Consider the following 17884-nt stretch of genomic DNA (forward strand, 5'->3'; position numbering starts at 1 on the left):
AGGCCGCGCTGCCGCTGCCTGCCTGCAACATGGTGGTGAAGATACTGACGACGACATCGAACAGTTCCATGGTTCTCCATTTGTCGGGTTATCGATGGGGCACCGGAACTTTGACGACCGGCATCGATCCTCGCCGCGCCGGTTTTACCCGGAGGAGGCTACCGAACTGGCCCAGGCGGCGAAAGCGCCGGGGTTCCTGGTTTGCAGCAGCACCCGGCCGGGCCCGACGAAGTCGAACACGAAGCCCTCACCCGACTTCAGCGACTGGATGGATCGGCCGGATACCGCGCGCCGGATGGAGAAGTTCATCGCGAGGTCGTATGCCACGACATGCCCGGTGTCGATGGTGATCGGCTCCCCCGGCTGCAGATCGATCACATCGATGGCGCCGAATACGCCGACGACGATCTCGCCCTCGCCGTGCGCGCGCAGACCGAAGCCGCCCTCGCCGCCGAACAGGTTCGCCAGCCCGCCCCACTTGCTTTCTATTTGCACCCCATGCGAATTCGCGATCCAGCCGCCGCGGCTGATGAAGAACGGCCGGTCCTGGGTGATCTGCAGATTGAGCATGTCGCCGGGCAGCGCGGGCGCCACATCCACCCAGCCGCCTTGCTGCGGTGCGGTGAACGTGGAAACGAAGAACGATTCACCGGCGAGCATCGACCGCTTCAAGCCGGCCAGGATGCCGCCTTCGGCCTTGGCCGCCAACGTGACTCCGGCCGAGTGGGCGACCATGGCGCCGCTCTCGACGCGCATCGGCTCGCCGCCCGCGAGGAAGCACCGCGCGATGGTCGAGGCCGGATTGTGGCGCAGTTGTACCTTCATATTCGCCGACCCTACCGCCTGATTCGAGGCAGTAGGACGACACCGCGACGCCGGCGGTCAGGGTGGCGGCGGACACAGCAGCTTGGCGGCTCAGCCGAGCGACCGCAGCGCGGCATCGTCGCGCGCGACCACCGCGCCGCCGTCCGCGGTCAACACGATGGGCCGCTGGATCAGCTTCGGATGCTCGGCCAGCGCCTCGATCCATCGGTCCCGGTCGGCGGGCGTGCGGCCCCACCCGGACATCCCGAGGTCCTTGGCGATCTGCTCGCCGGTGCGGGTGATGTCCCACGGTTCGGCGCCGAGCCGTCGCAGCACGGTCCGCAGTTCCGCGGCGGTCGGCGGCTCGTCGAGATAGCGGCGCACCGAGTACTCGATGCCCGCCTCGTCCAGGAACGCGGTGGCGTTGCGACTCTTGGTGCACCGCGGGTTGTGCCAGATCTCGGTCTGCCCAGATGTCATGCGGGCAGGGTACCGAGCGGCGGATCGGCCGCGGCCGACGCGGCCGCACGGTCCCGGTTTGAGGACCGGTTCGCTGGCTAAACTCGACTCGATGCGTAACCGACTTCGCCCGACCAATGCCCTGGATCGCCGACTCGTAGAGCGCACTGCGCGCTTGCGGCCGTCCCCCGCCGATCAACTCCTGCGTTCGCTGAGCATGAGCGCGAACCACAGCCGCCTCTGGATGGCGGTCGCCGCAGGCCTCTTCGTGGCAGGCGGTCGCGCGCAGCGGCGTGGCGCGGTGCGCGGACTCGCCGCGGTAAGCCTCGCGAGTGGCCTGGCCAACGGTGTGGCCAAACCGCTGTTCCCGCGCAGGCGGCCGCCGGCGAAGGCGGTGCCGCTGATGCGGCGGCTGGTCAAACCACCCGTGTCCTCCTCGTTCCCATCCGGCCATGCCGCCTCGGCGGCGGCGTTCACCACCGCGGTGGCGCTGGAGTCCCCGGCGACGGCCGCGGCCATCGCGCCGGTCGCGCTGGCGGTCGCTTATTCGCGGGTGCACATCGGCGTGCACTGGCCCTCCGATGTGGTGGTGGGGGCCGCGCTGGGTTCCGGCGTCGCGCTGGGGACCCGGCGCTGGTGGGCGGTGCGCGACGATGAACCGGCCACGCTCGGGGCCGCGAAGCTGACCGATCCGCTGCCGGACGGGCGCGGACTGCTGCTGGTGGTCAATCCGTCCGCGGGCAGTGGCGACGGCATCGAAAAGCTGGCCACCTTGCGGGGCCGGCTGCCCGCGGCGCAAATCCTCGAGCTCGATGATTCGATCGATCTCAGTGCCGAGATCGACGCCCGCGTGCGCCGAGACGATATCGCGGCTCTCGGTGTGCTCGGCGGTGACGGGACGGTGTCGGCGGTCGCCGAAGCCGCTGTGCGGCAAAACCTTCCATTGGCGGTGTTCGCGGGCGGGACGCTCAACCACTTCGCCCGGGATATCGGCGTGGAGAACCCCGCAACCACCTTCGACGCGCTCGATTCGGGTCAGCTGGTGCTCGTCGACACCGCTCTGGTGCGGCTGGACGGTACGCAGGAGCGCGTCTTCGTCAATACGGCCAGCCTCGGCGGCTACCCGGACTTCGTCCGGCTGCGGGAACGGTGGCAGCGGCGGGTAGGTAAGTGGCCCGCCGCGGGACTCGCCATGCTGTGCGTGCTGTTTCGCGCGCAACCACTGCGCGCGACGATCGACGGCGAACGCGCCGCCCTGTGGATGCTGTTCGTCGGCAACGGCGCGTACCACCCGGCGGACCAGATCCCGATGTCGCGCCCCCGGCTGCACGACGGGACGCTCGACATCCGGTATCTGAGTGCGGACCTTCGGTTTTCCCGCGCCCGGCTGATCTGGGCCACCTTCACCGGGACGCTGGACCGTTCGGCGACCTACGTGCATCGGCGCGTCGCGCAGCTCGGCGTCCAGGTTGACGGTGCCCCCGTCTCACTGGCCACCGACGGCGAGGTGAACCACCAGGCAATGACCTTGGACTTCGCCAGCCAACCGGCCGCGCTGGCGGTCTTCCGATCGCTGCCGGACGAGACCGAGTGACCGGTCAGCCGGTGAATCCGCCACTCGGGTCGGTGTAGCGGGCTTCCTCGACATCGTGCAGCAACGCGGCCGCGGCCTGCGCGAACTGGTACATGGCGGCGACCGCCTCGTTCTCCTCCGGGCTGGTCGACCACGGGTCTTCGATGGTCATCGGCATTCTCCGATCAGCGGACGGCAGTGGGAATTCGGGTGTGGTGGTCGGTGCGGCGTTGATAGGCGTCACCGGCACGCAGGACGGCCGCCTCGGCGAAGTGCTTGCCGGAGATCGACATCGACAGCGGGGTGTGCGTGCTGGACAGGCCGATGGGCACGGCAAGCGTGGGATTACCGAGCGGGTTCCAGTACATGGTGTGCAGCGAGTCGAGAAAGGTCAGCGGCTGTAGCTGATCGAAGGAGTCGAGCGCGGGTGCGCTCAGCTGGCAGGTGGGTGTGACGACCAGGTCGACCTGGCCGAGTAGTTCCGCCATCCGCTCCTTGGCGATTCGCCGGACTCGTTGCGCCTGAACGTAATCCGCGCCGGTGACGGCCGCACCACCGGCCAGGAGTATGCGGGTGGCCTGACCGTAGTCCGACCACTGGGCACGCAGGGTGCGCCGGTGGTAAGCGTGCGACTCGGCGAGCATCACCACGGCGAGGACGGCATTCAGCTCGGGATACATCGGCAGCTCCACCGGGACGATGGTGGCCCCGGCCTCCCGGAGAACATCGATCGCCGCCGTAACCGTTGTGGCTGAAGGGGATCGATGCCCGCGCTGGCGTACCGGTCCAGATTGTCGACGCCGATGGTGATCCCCCGCAGATCGCCGGTGAGTGCGCCGACGTAGTCGTCGATCGGCACGCGGGCGCTGTACGGGTCCGCGTCATCGGGTCCGGCGAGCACCGAGAGCAGCAGCGCGCAGTCGGCCGCGCTGCGGGCGATCGGCCCGACATGGTCGAGGGTGTAACCCAGTGGCACCACGCCGGATTTCGGCACCCGGCCGAAGGTCGGCTTCAAGCCGGTGGTTCCGGTGTGGGCGGCGGGCATTCGAATGCTGCCACCGGTGTCGGTGCCGATCGCGCCGAGGAACATGCCCGCCGCGACGCCGCTGGCCGATCCCGAACTCGATCCGCCGGCCCAGCGTGCCGGATCCCACGGATTGCGCGGCACCGGAAAAGGCTTGCCCGGGTCCGGAATTCCGATGGCGAACTCCATGGTGGTGGTCTTGCCGGTGACGATGGCACCGGCCAGCTCGAGCCTGCGCACCACGGTGCAATCACCGACCGAGGTGCCCCATGCCGGGTCGAGCACGAGGCTTTGCGCCGTGGTCGGGGCGTGCGAGTGGGCGAGAATGTCTTTGACACCCAGCGGAATCCCCGCCAGCGGTGCGAGGGGTAGACCGTCGGCGATCTTCTTGTCCACCGCGGCGGCCTGCGCACGGGCCCGCTCATCGAACCGGGCGAGGTATACGCCCAGGGTGCTGTCGTGCTTGTCGGCGTTGGCCAGGACGCGGTCCACCAGGTCGGTCGCGGTCAGTTCGCGGCGGCGCAGCGCGGCGGCCGCCTCGGTCAGGCTGGGCAACGCGGGAGCGGCAGGTGGCGTCATGATTTGCCTCATCGGTCGGCGAGCTGAAAGTCAGCGGCGCAGTGTGTGGATCATGTCGATGCGAGGAGCGTGGCCGATCCCCCTGGACTCCCGCACAGCAGCACCCCGAGCATAGTCGATCGAGTACATCGCAACCATCACGAATTGCCTTTCCTGCCAACAACACTGGCCGACCCGGCAGCAGCACCTACGGCCGCCTACAGGTGCATCAGCGCGGGCCATACCTGCGCCCACGGATGGTGCGGCCCGGTGCACTTCCAGATGACCACTTCCTGGGTGTTGCCGGGATAGCCGATGCGCGAATCCACCTTGCCGACCGGCTCGACGCGTGCGAAATCCCACCGCAGAAACCCCTCGTTCATGGCCACGGCGATCACCGCCGTCGCGGCGTCGGGCGGGGTGCCGAAGTAGCCGTACCCGCGGCTCGGACTGTAGATCGGTGGCAGTCGATCGCGTGCGAACTGATCCAAAGCGCTTGCCTGCCAATAGGTGTCGGTGACGATCACCGCTCCGGACCGCTCCGCCGGCGGCAGTGCTTCGTAGCTCCGCTGAACGGCTTCGGTCAGCTCCGGCCAGCCGAATTCGCCGTAGACGCCGATATTGATGGTGGCCTCCGCGTCATCGGCGGGCGGCTCGATCGCGGATGCGTCCCGCCAAGGCGTCGCCCACAGCACGAACACCGTCGCGGCCAGCGCCAGCACAATCCCCGCTCCGGTGAGCACGCGCCGACCGATGCCGCGCAGACCGCGCACCAGCTCCACCAGCCCGACCGCGCCCGCGGCCAACACCACGCCGTACATTCCGGCCACGTAGTAGATCCGCCCGCCGATCGTCAGAAAGATCGCGACCAAGACCAGCAGCGTCCAGCCGAGGAACCGGTACGGCCGCAATGCGGCATTGCGCAGCAGCGCCCACACCCCGTACAGCAGGACCACCGCGCCGAGGTACCCAGCGGTCAGCACCGCCAGCGGCACGAACATCAGCCTGCCGCCGAGCACGCCCTGCTCGCCGCTGATCACCTCGCCCATCGCCAACTGCGGCCAGTCGTGCTCGGCCTGCCAGATCAAAGTGGGCACCGTCGCGAGAACCACGATCGCGCCGCCCAGCCACAGCAGCGGCCTGCGCACCAGTTCACGCGGCCCGAATACCAGCGAGGTCACCGCGACACCGATCCAGAAGAACGGGATCAGCCACTTCACCTGCATATCGACCGCCGTCACCAGCGCCGCGCACAGCAGCAACCCGTCGCGGCGGGTACGCACCCAGCGCACCACGAGCCAGGTGATGATCACCCACAACACCGTGTCCACCGCGTTGGTCGTCAGCATCTTGCCCTGCAACAACAGGAACGGCGATGTCGCGTAGGCGATGGCGGCCACGAGTTGCGCGGTACGGCCGCCGCCGAGTTCGCGGGCGATGAGCGCGGTGAGCACGATCGCCAGCACGGTCAGCAGCACGGCGGGCAGGCGAAGCGCGAAGAACGATCCCGGGGCGAGGATGTCCATCAGCCGGGCGAGCATCGGCAGCACCGGGCCTTGGTCGGCATAGCCGAACGACGGGTGCCGTCCGGCAGCCAGGAAGTAGAGCTCGTCGCCGAAATAGTCGTAGCGGCTCGCGGAGAACAGCAGCACTGCCGCCGAGATCGCGGCAACAACAGTGATGCCCGAGGTCGCTAGAGGTGGGCGAGGGTCTGCTTCAATGTCGAGCTCCGGGCGTTCTGCGGTGTCGGTCACGTCGGCTCCTGGAGGACTTCCGGGACGGGACCGCTCGAATGTAGCGGGAAACGGTCGTCGCGCCCGAACACCCGCCGGGCGCGTCCGATCCGGCGTTTCGCGGTACCGGCAGGTTCTTGTCTGGTTTCGGTCCGCGCGCCGCGTTCGATACCTGCGGGCGGGCGGCCCGGTGCAGGTGTCGATGGGCGGCAAGCCGCGGACCTTCGTCCCGGTGGTGTACACCGAGCAGCACGATGTCATGCGGCTCTATGAGGTCATCGCCAGGGACAACCGGACCAACGCCGAGTTCAACGGGACCGGTTTCACCGCCGACGGTGCACCGAACAAGGCCGACCTGTATCAGACGTGGCAGCAGGGCGGCGTCGTCATCGCCCTGACGCCGCGCTGAGGTTCCGCGAGACACGCTCGCGGAGCCGACCCGGGGACTTACGTCAGGTCACGTACTCGTCCGCGACCTCGAGCACTTCGTCGACGATCTCCAGCCCGGTACGCAGCTCGTCCGCCGACGTGGTGAGCGGCGGCGCGATTTGAAAACGGTTGCCCACGTTGAACGGCCACACCCCGCGAGCCTTCGCGGCCGCGGTCACCTTCGCCATCGGCTCGGCCGCCGCACCGGCGGCGGCGAACGGGACCAGCGGCTCCCGCGTCTGCGGGTCGCGCACCAGCTGCAGCGCCCAGAAGAAGCCGAGCCCACGCACTTCGCCGACGCTCGGATGCCGGGCGGCCAACTCGCGCAAGCCTTTTCCGAGCACATCGGTGCCCACCGAGCGCACGTGGTCGAGGATGCCATCGCGCTCGAACACCTCGATGGAGGCGACACCGGCCGCACAGGCCAGCGGATGCCCCGCGTAGGTGAGGCCGCCGGGATACACGGTGTGGTCGTATCGCTGCGCGATGCGTTCGGCGATCAGCACGCCGCCGAGCGGGACGTAGCCGGAGTTCACCCCCTTGGCGAAGGTGATGAGATCCGGTGCGACGCCGAATTCCCGCACCGCGAACCACTGGCCGACCCGGCCGAAGCCGACCATCACCTCGTCGGCGATGTAGACGATGCCGAATTCGTCACAGAGCGCGCGCACTCCGGCGAGGTAGCCGGGCGGCGGGACGAGCACTCCGTTGGTGCCGACGACCGTTTCGAGGATCAGGCCCGCGATGTTCTGCGGCCCCTCCAGTTCGATCACCTGACGCAGGTGGCGCAGCGCCGCCGTCGTCTCCTCCTCGGGAGTGCTTGTCTCCCAGGGGGATCGGTACGGGTAGGGGCCGAAGAAGCGCACCACGTCGACATTGGTCGGCTCGGCGCCCCAGCGGCGCGGTTCACCGGTCAGCCCGATCGCCACGCCGGTGCCGCCGTGATAGGAGCGGTACGCGGCGAGCATTTTGGTGCGGCCGGTGAAGCTACGGGCCAGGCGCACCGCGTGTTCCACCGCTTCCGCGCCCCCGGTGGTGAACAGGATCCGGTTCAGGTCACCGGGTGCGCGTTCGACGATCAACCGGGCCAGTTCGCTGCGGACCTCGTTGCCGACGGTCGGCGAGATGGTCGCCAGCTGCTGGGCTTGCGCGATGATCGCCGCGACGATATCCGGATGCTGGTGGCCGATATTGACATTCACCAGTTGCGAGGAGAAGTCGAGGTAGCGGTTGCCATTGTCGTCCCAGAAGTGGGAGCCGGACGCGCCGACAATGGTCGGTGCGTTCAGTCCGGCTTGCGCGCTCCACGGATAGAAGACGTGGTCGGTCAAATCACTTACCGCCTTCGGTCAGGGTGACCTGGCGCGGCGCGAACCCCGCCCCGGTCACGTCGATGCCATCGGATTTCAGCAGTTCCAGTGCCTTGGTGACGTATTCGTTGGTGTAGGCGTTCGCCTCGGGGTCCTTCGTCAGGACGGTGGCGCCCTCCTGGTTCTTGGTGTCCTTGGCGATTTTCACGGTGCGGGCCCAGGCCGCCGTGTCGATCATGCCGATGCCCGCGGGTGACGGCCAGATCAGCTTGTTGACCTCGTTGATCTGCCACTGCTGATGGGTCGCGCCGAGGGTGGTGCCCGCGGCGACGGTGATGTCGCGGCACGTGTCGAGGTTGTCGCGGCAGAATGCCCAGCCCTTCAGCGAGGCCGCGATGAATTTCACGGTCTGCTCTTGGTATTCGGCGTCTTTCAGCTTCTCGCTGTTGGCCCAGATGGCGTCCTGCAGCATCGCGACGCCTTCGTCGTTCCAGTCGATGGTGGCGAAATCATCTGCGGTGTAGAGCTTTCCGGTGGCGGGGTTCTTCGTCTCCAACAGCTGCGCGTACTCGTTGTAGGACATGGCCTGCGCGGCGGCGATATCTTTGCCGAGGAAGGCGTTCATGTCGAACTGCTGCTGCACCAATTTGACGTCCTTGGCAGGGTCGATGCCCGCCTTCGTCATGCCCGCGAACAGCTCGAATTCATTGCCATAGCCCCAGTTGCCGACCGTCTTGCCGCGCAGGGCGGCGGGATCGGTGATGTTCTCCGACTTGAACGACACCTGCAAGGTGCCGGACCGTTGGAAGATCTGCGCCACGTCGGTGATGCCCGCACCCGCCTCGCGGGACGCCAAAGCCTTCGGTACCCAGGCGATGGCGTAGTCCGCCTGCCCTTGCGCGAGTACCGTCTGCGGGACGATATCGGTTCCGCCGTCGAGGATTTCGACCGATAGGCCCTGCTCTTTGTAGAAACCCTGATCGACCGCGGCCAGGTAGCCCGCGAACTGTCCCTGCTTGAACCACTGCAATTGCAGGCGGACCTTGGTGAGCCCATCGGCCGTCGTGCCGGACGTGCTGTCGGTGGTGCTGCAACCGGTCAGCGTGGCCGCGGCCAGCGCGACGAGCGCGAGGCCCGTCCGGAATCGCTTGGTGGGCTTTCTCATCTAGATCTCCAGAGGGTGGTGCGAGGCCTGCGGGTGAGTTGTTCGAGGAGTAGGACGGCGGCCAGGAAGAGCAGGCCGACGAGCATGGCGCCTACTACATAAGCCCAAGCCCTGGGATAAGCGGTGTTGGCAGCCGCGGAGGTGATGCGGCTGCCGAGGCCGTTCTGCAAGCCGCCGAAGTATTCGGCGATGATGGCCGCGATCACCGCGCCCGGTGCGGCGATTCGCAAGCCGGTGAACAGGTACGGCAGTGCCGCGGGCAGCCGGACGGTGCGGGTGACCTGCCAGCCGCCCGCCGCGTACGACATCATCAGATCCGTATGGACCTGCGGCACCTGGCGCAAACCCCTGGCCGTGCTGACGAACATCGGGAAGAACACCACGATGGTGACGACCATGCGACGCGGGGTGTCGGTCGTGGTCGAGTACATCGAATTCAACAGGGGCGCAAGGGCAACGATCGGCACCGCGGCCGCCGCGGCGGCGAGCGGGCTGAGCAGCCCATCGACCAGATGGAACCGGACGGCCAGCATCGCGGCGACAATGCCGAGCACCGCGCCGATCAGTAGCCCGATCAGCGCATTGGTTCCGGTCGCGGTGGCGGCGTCGGCGATGCGATCGAAGTTCCCGGTGAATTCGGTCGCGATGGCGGCGGGCGCGGGCAGCAGGAAGGACGGAACACCGGCGGCCACGGTCAGTACCTGCCACAGCACCAGCCCGCCGATGCCGAAGACCATCGGCGGCAGCACGGTCTTCCACGGCAACGTCATCGAACGTCCCGCCCCGGCGCCGTGCCGGTGTCACCATGGCCGCTCCGCAATGCGGCGCGGACGGCGGCGACAGCCTCGAAAAACGGTGCGCTGGACCGCACATCGTCGCCCACGATGGCTGCGTCACGGCCCCAGCCGTTGGTCGGCACGATGTCGGTGATCCGACCGGGCCGCGCCGACATGACCACCACCCGATCGGACAGGAACACCGCCTCGGGAATGGAGTGGGTCACGAAAACCACGGCGGCCCCGGTCTCCCCGGCAATGCGCAGCAGCTCGCCCTGCATCCGCTCGCGCGTCATCTCGTCGAGCGCGCCGAACGGCTCGTCCATCAGCAATAGTGAGGGCTTCGGTGCCAGCGCCCGCACGATCGCGACCCGCTGCTGCATGCCACCGGACAATTCGGCCGGATAGCGCTTGGCGAAGTCGGTGAGTCCGGCCATCTCGAGCAGTTCCGCACTGCGCGTGCGGCGTTCGCTCTTCGGTACCTTGTGCAGCTCGAGCGGCAGTTCCACATTCGCCTGCACGGTGCGCCAATCCAGCAGGCCCGACTGCTGGAAGGCGATGCCGTAGTCCTGATCGATCCTGGCCCGTCGCGCGGTCTTCCCGTGCACGGTCACGGTGCCGCTGGTCGGTTGTTCCAGATCGGCGATGATGCGCAGCAAGGTGGACTTGCCGCACCCGGAAGGGCCGATGAGCGAGACGAATTCGCCAGGCGCGACGGTGAGTGACACGTCCGTGAGCGCGGTGACCGAACCGGCCGAGTAGATCTTGCCGACGTCGGTCAGCTCGACCGCGGCGGTCCGCTCGAGCGTTGCTGTCGCGTCGGTGCGGATGTTTCCCACGCTGTCGGCGACGGAGCCGAACTGCCCGTCGGCCGAAACCTGCGCTCCCTCTTCGGTTGCCGTGGCAACAGCAGGTCGTCCTTTAGCGGTCAACGGGTACCTCCTGATGAGCTGCCGCGCGGGCGGCGGTAATGCTGAAGCGCGCGTTGGGGATCGGCGTTCCCCCGCGTTGGCCTCGCGCCTCGGCGCGGCGACGGCACGGCACCTCTGCGCGGCGCGGCGCGGTGGGTTTGCGCGGCGAGCGTCTGCCGGGCGATCATCGGTCACCTCCCGAGGAGCGCGCGGCTCCGGCGGGACGGCTGTAGCGCCGCAGCGCGAGTTCGGCGAGCCCGACGACGGCGGTGACCGCGACGCCGAGTAGTGCGGCGGCAAGGACCGCCGCGTAGAGCCGGGACGCGTCGCCGGTCGCCTGCTGAGCGAAAACGATGATCTGGCGGCCGATTCCACCCGCGGTGCCGGTGGAGATCTCGGCGACCACGGCGCCGATCACCGAGGCGGCCGCGGCCAATCGCAAGGCCGGAAGCAAGTGTGGCACCGCGGCGGGAAGGCGCAGGTGCACCAAGGTTTCCCACCAACCGGCGGAGTAGCTGTACAGCAGTTCGACCGACGCCTTCGACGGTGCTTGCAAGCCGCGCAGCATGCCGACCGCCACCGGGAAGAAAGCGAGATACGAAGCGATCACCGCGATGCTCATCCATGGCCGCCACGGCTCGCCCGCGATCACGATCTTGCCGCCCCACCCGGCGACGAGCGGAGCCAGTGCGATCAGTGGAACCGTCTGCGACACAATGATGTACGGCAACAGCCCGCGTTCAACCCAGGCGAACCGCTGCATGAGCACGGCCAGCGCGACTCCCACGGCAGTGCCGATCAGCAACGCCAACAGGGCCAGGCCGAACGTGAATCCGGCAGTCCGCAACAGGGTTTCGCCCACCGTGCCGGTGCCGTCTCGATCACCGAGCACCGTCACCACCGACCACACGTGCGGCAGCGCACCGTCGCCGGTGCGCGGCAAAATGCGTTGCTCCCCGATGCTCACCCCACTTTCCGGGACGACGAGCTTCACCAACTCCCAGATGGCCAGCACCGAAACCAGAACGGTTGCCGCATATCCGACCCGCGCCGTCCCCAAACCCACCCTCATCGGCCCCCCACGTATGTCCAGCACACCTGCCGCACACCTGCCGACATGCCGCGCGCGAAACAGCTGGCGATTCCATGCGCGGCGGAACAACTCATGCGCGGCGCGGGCGGCCGGAGCGCACCGGGCGGCCGGTGCGCCATCAAACGCCCTCCGTCGCGGTGACGGGCTGGGCGAGGCGGGGTAGGACCGATTCGCCGTAGGCTTCCAGGGTTGCGGTTTTCGCGTCGTGCTGTAGGTAGACCGCGAATTGGTCGACGCCGAGCTTTTCCAGTTCCCGCAATCGGGTCAGTTGGTCGTCGGGGGTGCCGAGCAGGCAGAAGCGGTCCACGATGGTGTCGGGCACGAACTCGGCGTGCGTGTTGCCCGCGCGCCCGTGCTGGTTGTAGTCGTAACCCTGCCTGCCCGCGATGTACTCGGTGAGCGCGGCCGGAACGTCGCTGCCCGTACCGTATTTCGCCACGATATCGGCCACGTGGTTGCCGACCATGCCGCCGAACCAGCGGCACTGCTCGCGAGCATGGGCCAGTGCGGTATCCGAGCCGTCGGTGACGTACGCCGGTGCGGCGACACAGATTTTCACCGACGCCGGATCGCGGCCGGCGCGTTCAGCGGCGGCCCGGACCCGGGCGATGGTCCACGCGGCGATATCCGGATCGGCCAGTTGCAGGATGAAGCCGTCGGCGACCTCCCCGGTGAGATCCAAGGCGCGCGGGCCGTACCCCGCCATCCAGACCTCCAGCCGAGAATCGGCGGCCCACGGGAACCGCACGATCGTGTCACCCACCTGGGCGCTGCGGCCGTTGCCGAGTTCCCTGATCACCTCGATGGCTTCGCGCAGGGTGGCCAGGGTGGTCGGTTTGCCGCCCAGCGTGCGCACCGCCGAGTCACCGCGTCCGATACCGCACACGGTGCGGTTGCCGAACATGTCGTTCAGCGTCGCGAAGGTCGACGCGGTCACCGTCCAGTCGCGGGTGGCCGGGTTGGTCACCATCGGGCCGACCACGATTTTACGGGTGGCGGCGAGGATTTGGCTGTAAATGACGTAGGGCTCCTGCCACAGCAGGTGCGAGTCGAAGGTCCAGACGTGCGAGAAACCATGTGTCTCGGCCTGTCTGGCCAGTTCGACCACCCTGGAGGCGGGAGGTGTGCATTGCAGCACCACACCGATGTCCATGCGGCACTCTCCGTTCGAAGTCGGATACAGCTGTGCGGCAGCTGTGCGGTCAGATCAGGTTCTGCGACAGTGCGCGTTTGACGAACCGGCCGTGCCCGGCACTACCCAGGTACTTGCCGTCGTCGATGACCACCCGGCCCCGCGACAGCACGGTGTCGACGTGACCGTCGATCTCGAAGCCCTCGTAGGCCGAGTAGTCCATGTTCATGTGGTGCGTCTTGCCGACACCGATGCTGGTGTGCCCGTTGGGGTCATAGATCACGATGTCGGCGTCCGCGCCCGGACTGATCACGCCCTTGCGCGGGTACATGCCGAACATCCTGGCGGGCGTGGTGCAGCACACCTCTACCCAGCGCTCCAACGAGATCTGACCGCTTTTGACGCCCTGGAACATCAGGTCCATCCGGTGCTCGACGCCGCCGATCCCGTTCGGGATCTTGCTGAAATCGCCGATGCCCATTTCCTTCTGGTCCTTCATGCAGAACGGGCAGTGGTCGGTGCTGACCGCGGTGACGTCACCGGTGCGCAGGTAGCGCCACAGCTCGTCCTGATGGCCCTCGGCCCTGGACCGCAGCGGCGTCGAGCAGACCCACTTCGCGCCCTCGAAACCTGGTGCGCCCAACTGCTCTTCGAGCGACAGGTACAGGTACTGCGGGCAGGTCTCACCGAAGACGTTCTGGCCGTTGCCCCGTGCGGTGGCGATCTGTTCCAATGCCTGCTTCGCCGACACATGCACCACATACAGCGGCGCACCGGTCACCTGCGCCAGCATGATCGCGCGGTGGGTGGCCTCCTCCTCCAATTGCCATGGGCGACTGGTGCCGTGGAAATACGGCGCGGTGTCGCCGCGGGCGATGGCTTGCTCGACCAGCACGTCGATGGCGATCCCGTTCTCCGCGTGCATCATCAGCAGTGCGCCGAGGTCGCCCGCCGACTGCATGGCGCGCAGGATCTGGCCGTCGGTGGAGTAGAAGACGCCGGGGTAGGCCATGAACAGCTTGAAGCTGGTGACGCCCTCGGACACCAGTTCGCTCATCCCCTTGAGGGATTCGTCGTCGACCTCGCCGATGATCTGGTGGAAGCCGTAGTCGACCGCGCACTTCCCCGCGGCCTTCTGATGCCACGCACCGAGGGTGTCCTGCACCCGCTCCCCCGGCTTCTGCACCACGAAATCGACGATCGTGGTGGTGCCGCCCCAGGCGGCGGCGCGGGTGCCGGTCTCGAAGGTGTCGGACGCCTCGGTGCCGCCGAACGGCATCTGCATATGCGTATGTCCGTCCACGCCACCGGGAATCACGTACTTGCCGGTCGCGTCGATGACCACCTCGGCGGTGGCCGTGAGGTCCGCGCCGAGGGCAGTGGCGCCGGGTTGCAGGACGGCGACAATGGTTTCGCCGTCCACCAGCACATCGAGCGGTTGCGAACCGGTGGCCGAGACCACCGTGCCGCCATGGATGAATGTCAGTGTCATGTGCTCGTCACCGGCCTCAGGGCGCCACCAGCGGACCATAGGCGTCCGGTCGGCGGTCGCGGTAGAAGGCCCACCGGTCGCGTACCACCTTGATCAGATCCAGGTCGAGGTCGCGGACCACCAGTTCGGGGTCGATGTCCGAGGCGACGTCGCCGACGAACTTGCCCTCCGGGTCGACGAAGTAGCTGGTGCCGTAGAAGTCGTCGTCGCCGTACTCCTCGATGCCGACGCGGTTGATCGCGCCGATGTAGTACTCGTTGGCCACCGCGGACGCGGGCTGCTCCAGCTTCCACAGATAACCCGACAGGCCACGCGAGGTGGCGGACGGATTGAACACGATTTCCGCACCTGCCAGGCCCAATGCGCGCCAACCCTCCGGGAAGTGCCGGTCGTAACAGATGTAGACGCCGACCTTGCCGACGGCGGTGTCGAACACCGGCCAGCCGAGATTGCCCGGCCGGAAGTAGAACTTCTCCCAGAAGCCGTTGACGTGCGGAATGTGGTGCTTGCGGTACTTGCCGAGGTACGTACCGTCGGCGTCGATCACGGCCGCCGTGTTGTACAGCAGGCCCGGCTGCTCCTGCTCGTACACCGGCAGGACCATCACCATGCCCAATTCCTGTGCCAGCGCGGCGAATCGGTCCGTCGTCGGACCCGGCACCGACTCCGCGTACTCGTAGAACTTCGTGTCCTGTAATTGGCAGAAGTACGGGCCGTAGAACAACTCCTGGAAGCAGATCACCTTCGCGCCCTGCGCGGCGGCCTGCCGCGCGTAATCCTCATGCGCTTTGATCATGGACTCTTTGTCGCCGGTCCAGTTCGTCTGGACGAGCGCCGCTCGAACGATTCCCATGCTTTGTTATACTTCACTCCGAACCAATTCGGTTGTGTTACAAGAATGCGGAAACAGTTTCGTAGCCGTAAACCTTGCGGCAGGCCATAGTCCTGGCCCCGCGCCCGACGCAGAATGACGGTGTGAGCGAGCGAACCGGAGACGCGGCACCCCTGGGCATGACGCCTCCGTATGCCCCTCACCTGCCACAACAGGCAAAGACCAGGGCCGCCTCGGGTGCTGGCGAGGCGCAGCTGTGACCATCGAGCCTGTGACAACACAGTGCGCAACCGCAGACGAAGCCACCGTCCCCGGCAATGGATCGGGCCAGTTCATCGCGGACTTGGACGACCGGACACCCGCCGGAATCGCCGCGGCGGTCAGTCGGCAGATTCGTTCGGGGGCGTTGACGCCCGGCTCCCGGCTGCCGACAGTTCGTGAGGTTGCCCGCGAGCTGAAGGTCTCGCCCGCGACGGTGAACCAGGCGTGGCGGGCGCTCGCCGCGGCCGGGGCGATCGTGGCGCGCGGGCGGGCGGGCACCTTCGTCGGCGCACCCGTCGCCACCAGGCCCGCCAGCGCCGTCGGACGCTATCAGCGGCTGCATCCGCCGTCCTACAGCGCCTTTCGCATCGACCTGTCCCGTGGCACCCCCGACCCCGAGCTGCTGCCCGACCTCGGTGCCGCACTGCGCGACCTCACCAAGGACGGGGCGAGCGACCTCGCCGCCGACTACCTCGGCGAGGCGGTACTGCCGGAACTGGCCGCGAAAGTCCGGGCCGACTGGCCGTTTCGCGCCGAACGGCTCGCCGTACTCGACGGCGCGCTGGACGCCGTCGACCGACTACTCTCCGCGCACGTTCGGCTCGGCGACGCGGTGGCGGTCGAAGATCCCTGTTTCCCACCGTTTCTCGACCTGCTCGCCGGTCTGGGCGCCCGGCCCATCCCGGTCCGGATGGACGAATCCGGCTTACTGCCGGACGAACTCGCCCGTGCCGTCACCGAACAGGGGGCCACCGCGCTCATCCTGCAACCGCGCGGCCAGAATCCCACCGGCGTCTCCATCACCGCCCGGCGCATCCGCGAACTGTCCGACATCCTCCAGGACACCGGCACCCTAGTCATCGAGGACGACCACTCCGCCGGAATCGCCGCCGCCCCATTGCGTTCGCTCGGCGGCAGACTTCCCCGGCGCACCGTGCACATCCGCTCCTACTCCAAATCGCACGGCGCCGACCTGCGCCTCGCCGTCGCGGGCGGCCCGGCCGACCTGCTCGATCCCGTCATCGAACGCCGCATGCTCGGCGCGGGCTGGACCAGCAGACTGCTGCAGCGCGTCCTGCTGAGCATGCTCGACGACGAGAACGCGGTACACGCCGTCACCACCGCACGCGCCGAATACCGCAGGCGCTCCGCCGAACTCCGGCGCGCACTGGCCCGGCGCGGTGTCGCCGTCGCGCGCGGTGACGGCATCAACCTGTGGCTGCCGGTCGCCGACGAGAACGCCGCGATGATCTCGCTGGCCGCGGCGGGTATCAAAGCCGCACCCGGCGGCCCCTTTGTCGTCGGCGAGCACCCGCCCACCGATCACCTCCGCATCACCATCTCCCCCGTCACCGATCCCGATCTCGACTGGCTCGCCACCGAACTCGCCGCCGCGACCACCGCCGCCCCCACCTACCGCCGGATCCGCCGCAGCTGATCCGGCCGCGGTGAGTGTGGATTTCGCAGTGATCGAGGCGGTCCCAGCCCACGGTAGGCCGGGAGATGGAATGATTCGGCACGGCATCGTCCGGTGCGCAATCCGAATGAAGGAGATTCCTAGCGGTGAGCAGCGAAGTGCAGGGGCGGCAGTTCGACAACAGCAAGCGTGGGTGGCGGCTCGGGGTGCCGCGAGGAGTGCTACGAGTGGTCGGCGTGGCGGCGGTTGCCGCGGCGCTGGCGGCGTTCGCGACCGGCGGTGTTTCGGCCGATTCGTGGAGTGCGCGCACACAGGCGCCCGCGCAGTGCAACGCACCGGCAGGCGCACCCGCCTCCCGCACCGACTATCCGGCGCCTGCTCAGGTGACCCAGCCCGGTGCCACGTACACCGCCACCCTCGACACCACCTGTGGGGCAATCCAAATCGCCCTCGAACCGAAGGCGCCGCAGACGGTCAACTCGTTCGCCTTCTTGTCCGGCGAGCGCTACTTCGACCACACCAAGTGCCACCGGATCACCACCGACGGCATCTTCGTCCTGCAATGCGGTGACCCCACCGCCACCGGCATGGGCGGTCCCGGTTACCAGATCGCGGACGAGAACCTGGCGGGGGCCACCTACCCGGCGGGCACCGTCGCGATGGCGAACGCGGGCCCGAACACCAACGGCAGCCAGTTCTTCCTCGTCTACAAAGACAGCCCGCTGCCCCCGAGCTACACCCCGTTCGGCCGCATCGCGGCAGGCATGGACGTCCTCGAATCCATCGCCGCCGCGGGCACGCAGGACGGCAGCCCCGACGGTGCCCCCCGAAACGACGTAGTCATCAACTCGGCCACCACCGTCCAGAACTGATCCGATAACCGCCGATGGCGGCGTCGCCGACGCCGCCATCGGT

General features: G+C 67.9%; 18 protein-coding genes. 4 read left to right on the top strand and 14 right to left on the bottom strand.

Annotation, left to right across the window (positions count from 1 at the left end):
- Positions 1–144: 144 nt before the first annotated feature.
- Together ACFK0J_RS24775 and ACFK0J_RS24780 are read right to left on the bottom strand one after the other, a co-directional pair.
- Positions 145–825, bottom strand: a complete 681-nt coding sequence (locus tag ACFK0J_RS24775) for a TIGR00266 family protein (protein ID WP_378731174.1) — start codon at positions 823–825, stop codon at positions 145–147.
- Between the two features lie 90 nt (positions 826–915).
- Positions 916–1284 (bottom strand): arsenate reductase family protein, encoded by a 369-nt coding sequence (locus ACFK0J_RS24780; protein WP_378731176.1) that lies wholly within the window; start codon positions 1282–1284, stop codon positions 916–918.
- A 91-nt stretch (positions 1285–1375) separates the two neighbouring features.
- Between ACFK0J_RS24780 and ACFK0J_RS24785 the strand changes: the two genes are divergently transcribed.
- On the top strand, positions 1376–2857 hold the full coding sequence (locus ACFK0J_RS24785; RefSeq protein WP_378731178.1) for a bifunctional phosphatase PAP2/diacylglycerol kinase family protein: 1482 nt from the start codon (positions 1376–1378) through the stop codon (positions 2855–2857).
- A 4-nt stretch (positions 2858–2861) separates the two neighbouring features.
- Here ACFK0J_RS24785 and ACFK0J_RS24790 read toward each other — a convergent pair whose 3' ends face one another.
- The 4 genes from ACFK0J_RS24790 to ACFK0J_RS24805 all read right to left on the bottom strand — a co-directional run bounded on the left by ACFK0J_RS24790 (position 2862) and on the right by ACFK0J_RS24805 (position 6172).
- Complete coding sequence (locus ACFK0J_RS24790) at positions 2862–3008, bottom strand: hypothetical protein (protein ID WP_378731180.1); 147 nt, start codon at positions 3006–3008, stop codon at positions 2862–2864.
- Between the two features lie 13 nt (positions 3009–3021).
- On the bottom strand, positions 3022–3528 hold the full coding sequence (locus ACFK0J_RS24795) for an amidase family protein (protein WP_378731182.1): 507 nt from the start codon (positions 3526–3528) through the stop codon (positions 3022–3024).
- Entirely contained in the window at positions 3501–4439 is a 939-nt protein-coding gene (locus ACFK0J_RS24800) for an amidase (protein WP_378731184.1), read from the bottom strand. Before ACFK0J_RS24800 ends, ACFK0J_RS24795 begins: the two co-directional genes overlap by 28 nt.
- 197 nt (positions 4440–4636) lie before the next feature.
- Entirely contained in the window at positions 4637–6172 is a 1536-nt protein-coding gene (locus tag ACFK0J_RS24805; protein ID WP_378731185.1) for a glycosyltransferase family 39 protein, read from the bottom strand.
- Positions 6173–6353: 181 nt separating this feature from the next.
- On the opposite strand from ACFK0J_RS24805, the gene ACFK0J_RS24810 reads away from it, so the two are divergent.
- Entirely contained in the window at positions 6354–6560 is a 207-nt protein-coding gene (locus tag ACFK0J_RS24810) for a hypothetical protein (RefSeq protein WP_378731187.1), read from the top strand.
- A gap of 43 nt (positions 6561–6603) precedes the next feature.
- Here the strand turns inward: ACFK0J_RS24810 and ACFK0J_RS24815 are convergent, their stop codons facing one another.
- The 8 genes from ACFK0J_RS24815 to ACFK0J_RS24850 form a co-directional block, all read right to left on the bottom strand.
- The gene (locus ACFK0J_RS24815) at positions 6604–7911 is read right to left on the bottom strand and encodes an aspartate aminotransferase family protein (protein WP_378731189.1); all 1308 of its coding nucleotides are present in this window, start codon (positions 7909–7911) and stop codon (positions 6604–6606) included.
- A 1-nt stretch (position 7912) separates the two neighbouring features.
- Positions 7913–9055, bottom strand: coding sequence for an ABC transporter substrate-binding protein (locus ACFK0J_RS24820; protein ID WP_378731191.1), 1143 nt, complete (start codon positions 9053–9055; stop codon positions 7913–7915).
- Positions 9052–9825 carry an ABC transporter permease gene (locus ACFK0J_RS24825; RefSeq protein WP_378731193.1) on the bottom strand — a complete coding sequence of 258 codons (774 nt, stop codon included), beginning with the start codon at positions 9823–9825 and terminating at the stop codon, positions 9052–9054. The genes ACFK0J_RS24820 and ACFK0J_RS24825 overlap by 4 nt, the downstream gene beginning before the upstream one ends.
- Complete coding sequence (locus ACFK0J_RS24830) at positions 9822–10763, bottom strand: ABC transporter ATP-binding protein (RefSeq protein WP_378731196.1); 942 nt, start codon at positions 10761–10763, stop codon at positions 9822–9824. The genes ACFK0J_RS24825 and ACFK0J_RS24830 overlap by 4 nt, the downstream gene beginning before the upstream one ends.
- A 163-nt stretch (positions 10764–10926) precedes the next feature.
- Positions 10927–11814, bottom strand: coding sequence for an ABC transporter permease (locus ACFK0J_RS24835; RefSeq protein ID WP_378731199.1), 888 nt, complete (start codon positions 11812–11814; stop codon positions 10927–10929).
- A gap of 139 nt (positions 11815–11953) precedes the next feature.
- Positions 11954–12988 (bottom strand): TIGR03842 family LLM class F420-dependent oxidoreductase, encoded by a 1035-nt coding sequence (locus tag ACFK0J_RS24840; RefSeq protein WP_378731201.1) that lies wholly within the window; start codon positions 12986–12988, stop codon positions 11954–11956.
- 49 nt (positions 12989–13037) lie between these two features.
- Positions 13038–14459, bottom strand: a complete 1422-nt coding sequence (hydA, locus tag ACFK0J_RS24845) for a dihydropyrimidinase (RefSeq protein WP_378731203.1) — start codon at positions 14457–14459, stop codon at positions 13038–13040.
- Positions 14460–14475: 16 nt separating this feature from the next.
- A complete protein-coding gene (locus tag ACFK0J_RS24850; protein WP_378731205.1) occupies positions 14476–15312 on the bottom strand; it encodes a nitrilase-related carbon-nitrogen hydrolase in 837 nt (278 codons plus the stop codon).
- A 235-nt stretch (positions 15313–15547) separates the two neighbouring features.
- Here ACFK0J_RS24850 and ACFK0J_RS24855 point away from each other — a divergent pair, with 235 nt between their 5' ends.
- Both ACFK0J_RS24855 and ACFK0J_RS24860 read left to right on the top strand, forming a co-directional pair.
- Positions 15548–16990 (top strand): PLP-dependent aminotransferase family protein, encoded by a 1443-nt coding sequence (locus ACFK0J_RS24855; protein ID WP_378731207.1) that lies wholly within the window; start codon positions 15548–15550, stop codon positions 16988–16990.
- 125 nt (positions 16991–17115) lie between these two features.
- Positions 17116–17841: a peptidylprolyl isomerase gene (locus ACFK0J_RS24860; protein ID WP_378731209.1), complete on the top strand. Its 726-nt coding sequence runs from the start codon at positions 17116–17118 to the stop codon at positions 17839–17841.
- Positions 17842–17884 lie beyond the last annotated feature (43 nt).

Origin of the sequence: Nocardia brasiliensis (assembly GCF_042691675.1) — a bacterium.
Taxonomy (GTDB): domain Bacteria; phylum Actinomycetota; class Actinomycetes; order Mycobacteriales; family Mycobacteriaceae; genus Nocardia; species Nocardia brasiliensis_D.

Coding starts and splice junctions, on each gene's coding strand:
- ACFK0J_RS24840 (WP_378731201.1), bottom strand. CDS start 12,988: ATGGACATCGGTGTGGTGCTGCAATGCACACCTCCCGCCTCCAGGGTG.
- ACFK0J_RS24800 (WP_378731184.1), bottom strand. CDS start 4,439: ATGACGCCACCTGCCGCTCCCGCGTTGCCCAGCCTGACCGAGGCGGCC.
- ACFK0J_RS24850 (WP_378731205.1), bottom strand. CDS start 15,312: ATGGGAATCGTTCGAGCGGCGCTCGTCCAGACGAACTGGACCGGCGAC.
- hydA (WP_378731203.1), bottom strand. CDS start 14,459: ATGACACTGACATTCATCCATGGCGGCACGGTGGTCTCGGCCACCGGT.
- ACFK0J_RS24775 (WP_378731174.1), bottom strand. CDS start 825: ATGAAGGTACAACTGCGCCACAATCCGGCCTCGACCATCGCGCGGTGC.
- ACFK0J_RS24790 (WP_378731180.1), bottom strand. CDS start 3,008: ATGACCATCGAAGACCCGTGGTCGACCAGCCCGGAGGAGAACGAGGCG.
- ACFK0J_RS24835 (WP_378731199.1), bottom strand. CDS start 11,814: ATGAGGGTGGGTTTGGGGACGGCGCGGGTCGGATATGCGGCAACCGTT.
- ACFK0J_RS24825 (WP_378731193.1), bottom strand. CDS start 9,825: ATGACGTTGCCGTGGAAGACCGTGCTGCCGCCGATGGTCTTCGGCATC.
- ACFK0J_RS24820 (WP_378731191.1), bottom strand. CDS start 9,055: ATGAGAAAGCCCACCAAGCGATTCCGGACGGGCCTCGCGCTCGTCGCG.
- ACFK0J_RS24810 (WP_378731187.1), top strand. CDS start 6,354: ATGGGCGGCAAGCCGCGGACCTTCGTCCCGGTGGTGTACACCGAGCAG.
- ACFK0J_RS24780 (WP_378731176.1), bottom strand. CDS start 1,284: ATGACATCTGGGCAGACCGAGATCTGGCACAACCCGCGGTGCACCAAG.
- ACFK0J_RS24785 (WP_378731178.1), top strand. CDS start 1,376: ATGCGTAACCGACTTCGCCCGACCAATGCCCTGGATCGCCGACTCGTA.